10 protein-coding genes are annotated in these 13110 nt (G+C 57.9%); 4 read left to right on the top strand and 6 right to left on the bottom strand.

Going from position 1 to position 13110, the window contains the following annotated elements; all coding sequences use genetic code 11:
- Positions 1 to 12: 12 nt before the first annotated feature.
- The 3 genes from RE428_RS10180 to RE428_RS10170 are packed head-to-tail and all read right to left on the bottom strand — an operon-like array spanning position 13 to position 3101.
- Complete coding sequence (locus RE428_RS10180; protein ID WP_004581896.1) at positions 13 to 879, bottom strand: carbohydrate ABC transporter permease; 867 nt, start codon at positions 877 to 879, stop codon at positions 13 to 15.
- Positions 876 to 1991: an ABC transporter ATP-binding protein gene (locus RE428_RS10175; RefSeq protein ID WP_004581895.1), complete on the bottom strand. Its 1116-nt coding sequence runs from the start codon at positions 1989 to 1991 to the stop codon at positions 876 to 878. The genes RE428_RS10180 and RE428_RS10175 overlap by 4 nt, the downstream gene beginning before the upstream one ends.
- Before the next feature lie 6 nt (positions 1992 to 1997).
- Positions 1998 to 3101, bottom strand: coding sequence for an ABC transporter ATP-binding protein (locus tag RE428_RS10170; RefSeq protein ID WP_004581894.1), 1104 nt, complete (start codon positions 3099 to 3101; stop codon positions 1998 to 2000).
- Positions 3102 to 3394: 293 nt separating this feature from the next.
- On the opposite strand from RE428_RS10170, the gene RE428_RS10165 reads away from it, so the two are divergent.
- Entirely contained in the window at positions 3395 to 5290 is a 1896-nt protein-coding gene (locus tag RE428_RS10165; protein WP_004581893.1) for a sigma-54-dependent Fis family transcriptional regulator, read from the top strand.
- A 36-nt stretch (positions 5291 to 5326) separates the two neighbouring features.
- Here the strand turns inward: RE428_RS10165 and glpK are convergent, their stop codons facing one another.
- Positions 5327 to 6808 carry a glycerol kinase GlpK gene (glpK, locus tag RE428_RS10160; protein ID WP_004581892.1) on the bottom strand — a complete coding sequence of 494 codons (1482 nt, stop codon included), beginning with the start codon at positions 6806 to 6808 and terminating at the stop codon, positions 5327 to 5329.
- Positions 6809 to 7107: 299 nt separating this feature from the next.
- On the opposite strand from glpK, the gene RE428_RS10155 reads away from it, so the two are divergent.
- Both RE428_RS10155 and glpD read left to right on the top strand, forming a co-directional pair.
- Complete coding sequence (locus RE428_RS10155) at positions 7108 to 7866, top strand: DeoR/GlpR family transcriptional regulator (protein ID WP_004581891.1); 759 nt, start codon at positions 7108 to 7110, stop codon at positions 7864 to 7866.
- A gap of 374 nt (positions 7867 to 8240) precedes the next feature.
- Positions 8241 to 9764, top strand: a complete 1524-nt coding sequence (glpD, locus tag RE428_RS10150) for a glycerol-3-phosphate dehydrogenase (RefSeq protein ID WP_004581890.1) — start codon at positions 8241 to 8243, stop codon at positions 9762 to 9764.
- A gap of 5 nt (positions 9765 to 9769) precedes the next feature.
- Here the strand turns inward: glpD and RE428_RS10145 are convergent, their stop codons facing one another.
- Positions 9770 to 10966, bottom strand: coding sequence for a M24 family metallopeptidase (locus tag RE428_RS10145; RefSeq protein WP_004581889.1), 1197 nt, complete (start codon positions 10964 to 10966; stop codon positions 9770 to 9772).
- Positions 10967 to 11237: 271 nt separating this feature from the next.
- On the opposite strand from RE428_RS10145, the gene RE428_RS10140 reads away from it, so the two are divergent.
- Entirely contained in the window at positions 11238 to 12488 is a 1251-nt protein-coding gene (locus RE428_RS10140; RefSeq protein WP_004581888.1) for an ABC transporter substrate-binding protein, read from the top strand.
- Between the two features lie 35 nt (positions 12489 to 12523).
- Here RE428_RS10140 and RE428_RS10135 read toward each other — a convergent pair whose 3' ends face one another.
- The gene (locus RE428_RS10135) at positions 12524 to 13084 is read right to left on the bottom strand and encodes an LOG family protein (protein ID WP_004581887.1); all 561 of its coding nucleotides are present in this window, start codon (positions 13082 to 13084) and stop codon (positions 12524 to 12526) included.
- Between the last annotated feature and the right edge of the window lie 26 nt (positions 13085 to 13110).

Below are 13110 nucleotides of genomic sequence, written 5' to 3'. Positions count from 1 at the left end.
ATGGCAGCGCCCCTACTTGTCTCTGTCCGGGTATGTGATGGCGGTGAAAAACAGCCAGGAAACCAACAGCACGATCAAGAAGTAGATCAATGAGAAGGCAGCGGCCCGGCCGATATCGAACTGACCTACAGCCATCGTCGTCAGTGTCTGACTCAGGAATGTGGTTGAACTGCCAGGTCCGCCCCCCGTAAGCACGAAAGGCTCGGTGTAGATCATGAAACTGTCCATGAATCGCAGCAGTACGGCGATGACCAGCACGCTTTTAAGACGCGGCAACTGGATATAGCGGAACACTGCCCAGCGGGAAGCCCGATCTATTTCGGCCGCCTGGTAGAAGGCCTGGGGAATAGCGCGCAGCCCGGAGTAACACAGCAGCGCCACCAGCGGCGTCCAGTGCCAGACATCCATCAGCAGCACGGTGAACCAGGCATCGGCGGTATCCGCCGTATAGTTGTAACTGAAGCCGATCTCGTTCATCGCCCGACCAAACAGTCCAATGTCGCCGCGGCCGAAAATCTGCCAGATCGTCCCGACAACGTTCCACGGAATCAGCAGCGGAATAGCCAGCAGGATCAGACACAGGGATGCCCGGCGACCCGCCGTCGGCATCATCAATGCAACGCCAATGCCCAGCGGAATCTCGATGATCAGTACGGCGGCGGAAAAGATGATCTGACGACCGAGGGATTCCTGTAGCGCCTCGTTACGCAGAACGTCCCGAAACCATTCGATACCGACCCAGTAGGCACTGTTGGGCCCAAAGATATCCTGTACCGAATAATTCACGACCGTCATCAGGGGAATCAGTGCCGAGAAGGCCACCAGGATGAATACCGGCAGGACCAGCCACCAGGCTTTATTGTTGGGTACTTTTCTCATTCTGCCTGCTCCTTTGCGCCACGCTCGTCGACCAGGAACTCATCGACATAGAGCTTCAGCCATTGCCTCGGAAAACCGACATGTACAGACTCGCTGGTGACCTCCTGGTCCTCGTCCACCCTTGCCTTCAGGGTTTGTCCGCCCAGTTGCAGGGTGACGATCTTGTATGTCCCCAGGTCTTCGATGTCGCGTACCTCACACGGATAGGTATCGTCGGCGGCGTGGCCTGTCAGGTGAACGAACTCAGGGCGGATACCCAGCTTGATGTTGCCGCTCTGATCTGCCCGGATGGCCTCCATCAGGTGTTCGCTCAGCGGTACGTCGATACCGTCGAACCGCACCCCGCCCTCAGTGGGCTCGACTTCGATGAGGTTCATGCCGGGGCTGCCGATGAAGAAACCGACGAAGGTGTGGTTGGGGCTCTCGAACAGCTCCCGCGGCGTACCAAACTGCACGATCTGGCCGTCGTACATCACCGCGATCTTGTCCGCGAAGGTGGACGCTTCGAGCTGATCGTGGGTGACGTAGACCATGGTGATATTGAATTGCTCATGGATCTGCTTGAGCTTGCGGCGCAGCCTCCATTTGAGCTGCGGATCGATCACCGTTAGCGGCTCGTCGAACAGGATGGCGGACACGTCGTCCCGCACCAGACCGCGGCCCATGGATACTTTCTGCTTCTCGTCCGCGGTCAGCCCCTTCGCCTTCTTGTGGAGCACCGCTTCCAGCTCAAGGATAGCGGCGATCTCCTCAACCTTGGCCTTGATCTTCGCCTTCGGCATATCCGCATTCTTGAGCGGAAACGCCAGGTTGTCGTAGACCGTCATAGAGTCGTAGACCACCGGGAACTGGAACACCTGGGCGATGTTACGGTCTTTCGGCGATAGCTCGTTGACCTTGACGTTATCGAACAGCACATCGCCTTCGGACGGCTCCAGCAGCCCGGAGATGATATTGAGCATGGTGCTCTTGCCGCAGCCGGACGGGCCGAGAAGCGCGTAGGCGCCGCCCTTGTGCCAGGTATGACTCATACGGCGAATGGCATAGTCTTCAGAGCCGGCCGGGTGGCGGCTGTAGCTGTGGGCAAGCGAATTCAACTGGATCTCGGCCATGGTCGCTTACTCCTCGTTGGCAGGGACGGAACGGACATGAGCCGGCGCATGGATCAACTCGCCAGCCTTGTCGAAGACGAACAGCTTGCCGATGGGCAGGTAGATCTTGATCGGCGTCTCCGTGTGGTACTCATGCACGCCCATTAACTGCAGCACGAGTTCGAAATGCTCGTTCTTGACGTGCATGAAGGTTTCCGAGCCGCTGATTTCCGCCAACTCCACCGTCATTGCCAGTTCCAGGTCGTCATCGTTCTGCGGTACAAGGCTGATGTGGCTGGGGCGGATGCCGAAGGTATAGTCGTCCGGCTGCAACTGGCTCAGTTCACGGGTGAGCGGATGGTGGGCGTACTCATCGAAGGTCACGTCGGTTTCGGTAACGCGACCAGGCATGAAGTTGATCGGCGGTTCGCTAAACAGCTCTGCAGCCACGACGTTGGTGGGCTTACGGTAAACATCCATTACCGGCCCGCTCTGGATGATCCGCCCTTCGTGCAGCAGCGTGGTAACGCCGCCCAAGGCCAGGGCTTCGTTGGGTTCGGTGGTCGCGTAAACGGCCACACAATTTCGTGCCTTGAAGAGTTCCCGCAGTTCCGCCCGCAACTCTTCGCGCAACTTGTAGTCTAGATTAACCAGCGGCTCGTCGAACAGGATCAGCGTGGCGTCCTTCACCAGCGCCCGGGCCATGGCGGTGCGCTGCTGCTGACCACCGGACAGCTCCAGCGGATAGCGTTTGAGCAACGGCTCGATGCGCAGCATCGCGGCTGTCTCACGTACCCTGCGATTGATCTCGTCGGACGACACCTTGGCGAGTTTCAGGGGTGACGCGATGTTGTCCCAGACGGTGAGATTGGGATAGTTGATGAACTGTTGGTAGATCATCGAGATATTGCGTTTCTGTACCGTTTGCTCGGTGACGTCTCGACCATCTACCAGCACACGCCCCTGGTCGGGCTTGTCCAACCCCGCCATCAGGCGCATCAGCGATGTCTTGCCGGCAAGCGTCCGGCCCAGCAGTACATTGAAGGAGCCCGCCTCGAAGGTGATGTTTGCATCAGCAACGTGGGCCACGCCATCCACGACACGGGAGACGTTATCCAGAGTGAGCGACATTGATGGTTGTCCTTGTTCTTATTCTGGACCTGAACCCGGGAACGCATCCGTCAGGTTCGCTTTCGAATATACGAACGCAATGAACATACCAATAGCTACGATAGCGCCTGCATTTTTATTTATTATATTGTTTTAAAAAGATTTTATCCGAACATGATCATGTTCTCATTCGATCTCAAGTTTTCGATTTCGAATAACACTGTTCACTTTGAACATTGACAAGGGAACAGTGTGAACACAATATTGAACAGGATTAAGGCCTCGAATAAGCATAAGAAGTCAGGTGAGCCACAGTGAAACAACAAACCACAAGTGACGAGTTCGCGGAGGTGATCGCGGCCTCCTGGGCCCGCTGCCAGGCATTCGGCCTGACCCATGCCAGCCGACCCGAATACACTCACCTTGACCGCCCCCACAGGGTCTTGCTGCGGGAACAGCATCAGGTGCTGCTGGAGACCACCGAGTGCGAAGTCCTGCCCTATTACGAAAACATCCTCGCCAACAGCCGCTCACTGATCATGCTTTCGGATGCCCGGGGCTGCATCCTTAACCACTGGGGCGACCGCCGTTTTATCGAACCGGGGCGGGAGGGCCTGTTCCAGGACGGCACCAGTTGGCAGGAACAGGTCAACGGCACCAACGCCATCGGCACAGCAATCGCCTGCGGGCAGGCCATACAGGTGCAACGCAATGAACATTTCCTGACGGCCAACCGCTTTATGGTCGGCTGTGCCGCCCCTATCCTGGATGTCGAACAAAACCTGGTGGGCGTGCTCAACGTCTCCAGCGATGCCTACCTGCCCCAGGCCCATACCCTGGGCATGGTGAAGCTGATGTCGATATCCGTGGAGAATCGCCTGATGGCGAGGACCTATGGTGCCGACTGCTACCTGCTGACACTGAACACCAACCCGGACAACCTGGACAGCCAGTGGTCGGGCATGGTTGCCATCGATCCCGGCGGCGAAGTGGTGGCGGCAAATCGCCGCGCTGGTCAATTGCTGGGTACAGGCCTGCTGCACAACCCCATCACGGAATTGCTGGACACAGGGTTGGACACGTTGTTAGGCCAAGCAGAGGGGGGCCATGGCAAGACGGCCGCCTTTCAACTCATTACCCGCACGCGCCGCCGGCTGTTTGGCTGCCTGAAGAAGCCCGCCCAGATGGCACATACTCCAGTGGCGAAAACCGATACTGCCCCGAGCGTTCGCGTGGATCAGCCGCTCAGCTTTGCGGATATCGAATTCGGGGATCTCCAGGTCAGGCGCTGTATCAGCCAGGCGTCGAGGGTAGCGAACAAGGACATCCCGATCCTGATTCACGGTGAAACCGGCGTGGGTAAGGAAGTTTTCGTCAAGGCGTTGCATCAGGCCAGTGAGCGGAGCGCCCATCCTGTAGTGGCAGTCAATTGCGCTGCCATTCCGTCGGAACTGGTTGAGTCGGAGCTTTTCGGTTATGAAAAAGGCGCGTTTACCGGCGCCAGTATCCAAGGAGCGTCAGGGCTCATCCGCAAGGCCCACCAAGGGATGCTCTTCCTGGACGAAATTGGCGAGATGCCAGCCCATGCCCAGGCACGCCTGTTGCGCGTCCTGCAGGAACGTGAGGTCACGCCGCTGGGCTCGACGCAGGCTTATCCTGTGGATATCCGGCTGGTATCCGCCACCAACCAACCGCTGCGCGACAAAGTGGAAAATGGAGAATTTCGACGGGACCTCTACTACCGGATCAGCGGCCTCAACATTGAGCTGCCACCACTGCGTGAACGCAGCGACAGGCGAGCCCTCGTCCGCAAGGTCCATTCGCTCTATCGGGAGCCGGGCCAGCCGGCCGAATTGCAGGAAGCCATTCTCGATATCTTCGAACAGCACCCTTGGCCGGGAAATATCCGCCAGTTGATCAACGTCATGCAAGTGGCTCTCGCCATCGCGGATCGAGACGTTGTGGAAACCTGGCACTTACCGGACGACTTCATGCGGGATCTGACCGCGCTAAACCACGACAAAGCTCGTCATGACAGTGCACCGCAGCCGGCCTTTTCACCCCGTAGTTTCGGCACGAGCCCCAACCCGCTTGAAACCCTGCTGGAAGTCTATAACCAGCACCAGGGCAATATCTCACGCACCGCCCGGCACTTCGGCTTCAGCCGGAATACCGTCTACAAACGGCTGCGGGAGCTGGGCGTGCGCTAAACCGCCACCTTCCACCGCCCGGGCTGGTCGCATGGCCTAGTGACTTTGCAGACGATCGACGGCTTCGACCCAGCCTTCATAGAGACGGTCGCGCTCTTCCTTGGTCATTTCCGGCTTGAAGCTGCGATCGCATTGCCAAAGACCTTCCAGGGTCTCCAGCGAGTCAAAAACACCGGCCTTGAGCCCCGCGAGATAGGCTGCACCAAGCGCCGTGGTTTCGATCAGTTTCGGACGATCAACGGTAGCCCCGAGAATATTGGCAAGGAATTGCAGTAACCAGCTGTTCTCCACCATACCGCCATCCACGCGCAAAGCGGTCGGCCGCAGACCATCCTTCTCCATCGCCTTCTGCAGGTCCTTGGTCTGGTAACACACCGATTGCAGGCCAGCGGTGACGATTTCCTTGATGCCGGTATCCCGAGTCAGGCCGAAAATCGCGCCCCTTGCCTTGGGATCCCAATGGGGAGCACCCAGTCCGGTAAACGCGGGAACCAGGTAAACCCCATGATTGGCAGGCGTCTGCTGCGCCAGGGACTCGGTTTCCTGTGCAATGCGGATTAGCTTTAGACCATCGCGCAGCCACTGGATAGCCGCACCAGCAATAAAGATGCTGCCTTCCTGGGCGTATGTCGGCTTGCCATTGATGCGATAGGCGACGGTCGTCAACAGCCGATAATTTGAACGTAGCGGCTTGTCGCCGGTGTTAAGCATCAGGAAACAGCCGGTGCCGTACGTGCTCTTGGCCATGCCCTCGCGGAAGCAGGTTTGTCCAAATAGCGCCGCCTGCTGGTCACCCGCCATCCCGTACACCGGAATGGATTCACCGAGCAGATCAGCTTCGATATCGCCAAACTCGTCAGATGAGTCCAGGACCTCCGGCAGTATCTGTCCGGGAATGTTAAAAATACCCAGTAAGTCCGGATCCCAGGCCTGGGTGTGGATGTTGAAGATCAGTGTGCGCGAGGCGTTCGTCGCATCGGTGTAGTGCGATTTGCCGCCTGTAAGACGCCATAGCAGGAAAGTATCTATCGTGCCGAAGGCCAGCTCGCCCTTTTCAGCCCGCTCCTGCGCGCCGGGCACCTGATCCAGAATCCAGCGGATCTTCGTCGCGGAAAAGTAGGGGTCGACCAGCAGCCCGGTCTTCTCCTGAATCATCGGCTCGTGCCCGTCCGCCTTCAACTGCTCGCAGTACTTCGCCGAACGCCGATCCTGCCACACGATCGCGTTATAGATGGGTTTGCCGGTCGCCCGATCCCAAATGACCGTAGTTTCACGCTGGTTGGTGATACCGATACCAGCAATATCGCCGGCACTCAGGCTGGCTTCCTTGAGTGCGCCGCGGCAGGTTTCGACCACAGAATTCCAGATATCCTCCGGATCGTGCTCGACCCATCCGCTGTCTGGAAAATGCTGCGGAAACTCCTGCTGGCTGACCGCGCAGAATTCGCCCCTGTCGTCGAAGATCATGGCCCGGGAACTGGTGGTGCCCTGGTCGATCGCCAAGAGGTATCTCGTCATGATCACACCCTGTCATCGTTGTCTTGTCGGTTGTTGTGTTGTTGACGGCTGTCGTGTTCCAGATTGACGGCATTTTTACCCTTTTCGAAAACGAATCCAAATATTTTTTCGTTTTCGCTAATGCCCATACCGCGAATGTACCCCATCCACGAGTCCCTTGTCTTATTAGACGCCACATTCCCTGCTATGCTTTGTGGATAATCGTATGATTTACGGTCATTAATTGTTAGAAAACGACTTGGGGCACGCCATTTTCGCAACGCGAGTGGCGGCGAACACCGACTCAGCGAGCAGCAGGTATGGCACAAAAACACCGACACGACCTGATCATGGAGCTGATCCAGAAGAACGGCTTTGTCACCACCGAGCAACTGGTCGACCACTTCCAGGTAACGCCGCAGACCATCCGTCGGGACCTGAATCAACTGGCCAAGCAAAGCCGCGTCAGGCGTCATCATGGTGGTGCTGGCATCGATTCCAGTACGGTCAATACCGCCTACCAGACCCGCAAGATCATGGAACTGGAAGCCAAGGAGCGAATCGCAGAAAGCCTGGTGAAGATGATTCCCGATGGCGCGTCGCTATTCATCAACATAGGTACCACCACAGAAACCATCGCCCGCGCGCTACTCAACCACAACAATCTCCGCGTGGTGACCAATAACTTGCATGTCGCATCGATCCTGGCTACCCGGGAAGACTTCAATATTATTGTTGCGGGTGGAGAAGTCCGTAATCGCGATGGCGGTATCGTTGGCGAAGCCACCCGGGATTTCATCAACCAGTTCAAGATGGATTTCGGGATCGTCGGCATCAGTGGCATCCATATCGACGGCTCCCTACTCGATTTCGACTACCGCGAGGTGCGCGTGGCCCAGACGATCATCGCCAACTCCCAACAGGTCCTGCTCGCCGCCGATCACACCAAGTTTGGCCGCAACGCCATGGTGCGCCTCGGCAGCATCATCCAGGCAGATCACTTCTTCACCGACCAGAAGCCACCCCATGAAATCCAGCAATTGCTGACGGAAAGCGACGTCAAGCTCCACGTAGTTTGACCTGCTGGCCCGGCAAGAACGGCGCCTACTTCACAAATCCATACACCCAAACGAGAGACAGCACCATAGACTGTCATAGCACCCTCGCAACGCACTGCTGGTTCCATCCTGCGACGTAAATCGCACCACATCTCAGTGTTCGTTTTTATTCTTTATTTTCCTTTACGAATACCTGTTCTTTTCGCATAATGGCCTTGCTGGCCATTTATTCGCCAAAACGAACACCTCTTATCCAGTGACGCGCTAGTGCAGTGTCGCCTCCGATCCAGCGACGCCGGCAGCCCAGCGGCACGTCAAAGCAAGTCTGCGCACCCGAGCCTTGGCAGCTATTGTCTCGGCAATAAAAAAGGTGCCGAGGCGGGAGATATTCCGGCATGAGCCCTGACACCACAGAATACGATCTCATTGTCGTTGGCGGCGGCGTCAACGGGACAGGCATAGCCATGGACGCAGCAGGACGGGGTCTCAAGGTCATGCTGTGCGAAATGAACGACCTTGCCTCGGCCACGTCGTCCAGCAGCAGCAAACTGATCCATGGTGGATTACGCTATCTGGAACACTATGAATTCAAGCTGGTACGCCAGGCCCTGGCTGAGCGGGAATCCCTGCTACGCAACGCGCCGCACATCATGTGGCCCATGCGCTTCCGCCTGCCCTACCAGTCACACCTGCGCCCTGCCTGGATGATCCGGACGGGCTTATTCCTCTACGACCACCTGGCCAAACGCGAGCTGCTCAAGGGCTCGAACAGCATCCAGTTCAACGGCAACAGCCCGTTGGTCAGCGAGATCAAAAAGGGTTTCGAGTATTCCGACGGCTGGGTGGATGACGCAAGATTGGTGGTTCTCACCGCAAAGGGCGCCCAGGAGAAAGGCGCTGATGTGCGGACCCGCACCCGCTGCAGCCGTGCCGAGCGGGACGGCAAGCACTGGAACGTCACCCTTACCGATCAGCTTACCGGTGAGGAAACGCGGCTTCGCGCCAAGGCGATGGTCAATGCTACCGGCCCCTGGGTCAGTTCCCTTTTCAAGGACACGCTGAATATCCCGGCGCCAAAGCAGATCCGCATGGTCAAGGGCAGCCATATCGTGGTTCCGAAGATCCACAATGAACCAGAAGCCTATATCCTTCAGAACGCCGATGAGCGCATCATCTTCGTGATCCCTTACGAAGATGATTTCTCACTAGTCGGCACAACGGACGTCGATTACGAGGGCGACCCGAAGAAAGCGGTCATTTCCAAGGAGGAAACCGAATACCTGATCGGTATCGTCAACGATTACTTCAAGAACAAGCTGACGCCCAGTGATGTGGTCTGGTCCTATTCCGGCGTACGCCCACTGATGGATGATGAAGGCGGGGACGCCCAGAAAGCGTCGCGGGACTATTCGTTCGAAGTGGACGGCGGCAAGAATAACGCACCGCTGATTTCTGTTTTTGGCGGGAAGATCACGACCTATCGCAAGCTTGCAGAGGCCGCAACGGACCGTATCTGCGGGTTCTTTCCGGAAGCCGGCGATCGGTGGACACGGACGGCCGCCTTACCCGGAGGTAACTTCCTTAGCCAGGACGACTTGCTCAACGAATTCAAGATCGAGTTTCCCTGGCTCCCCTCCGGCCTTGCCCATCGCTACGTCAGGACCTACGGTACCCGTACACGAACGATGCTGGAGGGCTGCGAATCCATGGACGAGATGGGTAAGCACTTCGGCGCCAACCTCTATGCGCGGGAAATCGACTACCTGGCCGATCATGAATGGGCTCGGGATGCGGAAGATGTCGTATGGCGCCGCACCAAGCTTGGCCTTCGCCTGACGGCCGGGGAGCTGAGCGGGATCCAGGATTACCTGGACCACCGCTCTCAGGCCCCTGCGCACGAAGTCGCCCATTCCGCCTGACCGGCTTACCGCCCCACCACGTCGAGCTGCCAAAGGTTGCCCGTCAGCGGCTGGGCGCCTTCGGCCGAAACCCGGACCGTCTCGCTAAAGGCCATCCCCCACTTGCCGGGAAGACGAAAACACAGGGGAAGATGAAAGACCATATTCTCCTCAAACCGGTCCGTTTGGCCACGTGCGATAAAGCCCGAGCCCTCAACCCAGGACGGTGGGAACTGCGCGCCCACGGTGTAGCCGTAGACGCCCGAGAAAAAGGCCTCGTCAACCTGATCCTCCCAGGCACTCGCTGCATGCCGGGCTGCTTCTTCAAACGTATTTCCCGGCACCATGGCGTCGATCAGCGTCTCGTAGATCCGCCGGCAGTTGTCAGCCCATTTCAGCATATTTGGATCAGCGGGCTGGTTGCCGGCGACAACCGTATGCATCATCGGCGCCGTATAACGCTGGTATGCCGAACCCAGCTCAAGAAACACGGAGTCCCCCGCCTGGATAGGAAAACGCCGATGGTTCGTGTGTATGATGCTGCTGCGAGTACCCGCGACGACGATCGGCTGCATGCTCATGAACTCGCTACCGGCACCATGCAAGGCGTTTGCGGCCGCGGCAGCCACTTCACTGTCGGTCGTTCCGGCGGCCACCGCCTCACGGGCACCTCGAATACCCGCCTCCGTGATCCGCGCCGACTGCGCGAGACACACCAACTCCTCACCCGACTTAACGCGACGAATAAGCCCCAGCAACCCCGAGCCGTCGAGCCATTGATGCCCTGAAAGACGCTGCTTCAGACCGGACACAATCCCGCTCCGTAAGCCGCCCCCCCAATAGTCGAGGCCGACGCGACGCCCCATACCCGACAGGACATCCGCCAGCGGATCGAGTACTTCTCGTGGATCTTCCCAGCGATAGCCGAGGATGCTGTCGCAGCGTGCGGTGGCGACGGCTGGGCCGGTTTCTATGGAGGGAACCTGGAGAACCGCGAGCCCGGGCGAATAAGCCAAAGCCGTATGGACAGAAACTTCAAAGGTGTTGTAGCCGGTCAGGTAATAGATATCCGCTGGCTGGGTGATCAACAGCGCATCCAGGCCAGCCTGTTCCAGCCGGCGATCCAGCGCCTGGCAGCGCCGGGTATATTCGGCATCACTGAAAGCGGTTTCACGCTCGGTGAGAACTTCCCGGAGCTGCCTTTCGTAGGTCGTGAAATCCATTTGCCACCTCCTGCGCCGTTTTCTGCAGTTTAGGGATAGCAACCCGTGGCGAACAACCCCCGACCACTCGCTTACAACCCGTTACCCACCACTACAATTTCTGCCTAAGTTTTGACCTAAGTACCATTGTGCCGCCCTCACCCCCGGACCAGACTCAGAAAGGTACTGAAACTACCCGTTTCGAAAAACAACGGCTACCCATTTCCAAAAACAACAAGGGCCCGGGACGCCGGAGCAGGGCCGGCGTCCCGGGCCAGGGAGATTACACATCATGTCATTCGCGCGACTGGCATTGGCCAGCCTGATGCTTACCTTCGTCTGCGCCATGCAGGCTGCCGCCGCTGTCAATATCGGCTTTAACTACCCACAAACCGGACGTTACAAGGACCAGGGCCTGCAGGAACGGCTCGGCGCGTTCATGGCCATGGAGGAAATCAACCAGGCCGGCGGGATCATGGGCGAGCCCATCGAACTGGTCATTCGCAACAACAGCAGCGACCCCAAACAGGGCGCCGCCAACACCGCCGAGATGATCGATAAGTATGACGCCAAGATGGTCTTTGGCGGTGTCTCCAGTGCGGTGGCCATCTCATCGGGTGAAGCTGCCCGCCAGCGTGACCGCCTCTATTTCGGCACCCTGACCTACTCCAACGCCACTACGGGTAGTGCCGGTCATACGCACATGTTCCGCGAGCCGTACAATGCCTGGATGGCGGCCAAGGCCATCAGTAAGTACCTGGCCTCCCAATACGCCGGTCAGAAATTCTATTACATCACCGCTGACTACACTTGGGGCTGGTCCACCGAAGATTCCATGCGTCGCTTCACCGACACGATGGACAAGCAAGCCCATCCCGGCGTCAAGACGCCCTTCCCCCGCGCCTATATCTCCGACTTTCGCAGTGCGCTTGAATCAGCTGAGGCCAGCGATGCCGACGTACTGGTGATGGTGCTTTTCGGCGATGATATGGTTCGCGCCTTGAGTATGGCCTACGAAATGGGAATCAAGGACAAGATGCAGGTGGTCGTTCCCAATATCACGCTGGGCATGGCGCAGGATGTTGGCCCCACGATCATGGAAGGTGTCATTGGCGGCGCACCCTGGGTGTGGGAAGTGCCCTATAAATACAACTATCCGCGCGGCATACAGTTCGTGGAAGACTTCGTCAGCCGCTACGAGATGCGTCCGTCATCAGCCGCAGCTTCAGCCTACAGCATCCTCTACCAATACAAGGAAGCCGTTGAACGTGCCGGCACTTTCAACACGTCAGCCGTTATCCGTGCCCTGGAGGGCTATCGCTATAGTCTTCTCAAGGATGAGCAGGAATGGCGGGCCTTTGATCACCAGAACGTACAGACCGTCTATGTGGTCAAGAGCAAGCCCCGCGAAGAAGTCATGAAGGATCCGCTGGGCGCGGACTACTTTGAGATTGTCGATACGCTGGATGGAAATTCCGCCGCGAAGACCCTGGAAGAATGGCAGGAAGAGCGTCGCGCTGCCAACAAGCCCACGAGCCTATAGGATGACGCCGGCCCGGGGGCCGGCGGATAAACTCTTCATCGCCACTTGGCCTGGGGCGAGGCGTAATCCTCAAACCGGGCCAGTATACGGCTGGGATCGTCGTCGACGATCAGCATGTCGCGATAGACATCCTTCAGGAAGCCGTTCTCGCGCATGTTATCGAGGAAGCTGAACAGCGGATCGTAATAACCCGCTACATTTAAGAAAGCGCAGGGCTTCTCGTGATAGCCCAACTGCGCCCAGGTCCACACTTCGAAGATCTCTTCAAGGGTACCCGGACCACCCGGCATGGCAATGAAAGCTTTTGCCAGTGAATTCATCTTTGCCTTGCGCTGATGCATGTCGTCGACCACAAACAACTCTGTGATGCCGGCATGGGCCACTTCGCGCTCCTTGAGCATATGCGGGATCACTCCGATGACTTCGCCACCGTGCTCGAGCACCGAATCCGCCAGGATCCCCATGAGACCCACTTTGCCGCCTCCGAAAACCAGGCTATGCCCCGCCTCGGCGATCGCTTTTCCCATTGCCCTCGCCTGTTCAGCGAAAATCGGATCGTTGCCGGAACTGGAACCACAAAAGACTGCAACCCTCATTCTGTCCACCACCTGTTTATCTGCCA

It is taken from the genome of Marinobacter nanhaiticus D15-8W, from assembly GCF_036511935.1.
Classification (GTDB): domain Bacteria; phylum Pseudomonadota; class Gammaproteobacteria; order Pseudomonadales; family Oleiphilaceae; genus Marinobacter_A; species Marinobacter_A nanhaiticus.
The sequence above is the reverse complement of the archived record's forward strand: the minus strand, read 5'-3'. Positions and strand labels throughout refer to the sequence as shown.

Coding starts and splice junctions, on each gene's coding strand:
- RE428_RS10180 (WP_004581896.1), bottom strand. CDS start 879: ATGAGAAAAGTACCCAACAATAAAGCCTGGTGGCTGGTCCTGCCGGTA.
- RE428_RS10175 (WP_004581895.1), bottom strand. CDS start 1,991: ATGGCCGAGATCCAGTTGAATTCGCTTGCCCACAGCTACAGCCGCCAC.
- RE428_RS10170 (WP_004581894.1), bottom strand. CDS start 3,101: ATGTCGCTCACTCTGGATAACGTCTCCCGTGTCGTGGATGGCGTGGCC.
- glpK (WP_004581892.1), bottom strand. CDS start 6,808: ATGACGAGATACCTCTTGGCGATCGACCAGGGCACCACCAGTTCCCGG.
- RE428_RS10155 (WP_004581891.1), top strand. CDS start 7,108: ATGGCACAAAAACACCGACACGACCTGATCATGGAGCTGATCCAGAAG.
- glpD (WP_004581890.1), top strand. CDS start 8,241: ATGAGCCCTGACACCACAGAATACGATCTCATTGTCGTTGGCGGCGGC.
- RE428_RS10145 (WP_004581889.1), bottom strand. CDS start 10,966: ATGGATTTCACGACCTACGAAAGGCAGCTCCGGGAAGTTCTCACCGAG.
- RE428_RS10140 (WP_004581888.1), top strand. CDS start 11,238: ATGTCATTCGCGCGACTGGCATTGGCCAGCCTGATGCTTACCTTCGTC.
- RE428_RS10135 (WP_004581887.1), bottom strand. CDS start 13,084: ATGAGGGTTGCAGTCTTTTGTGGTTCCAGTTCCGGCAACGATCCGATT.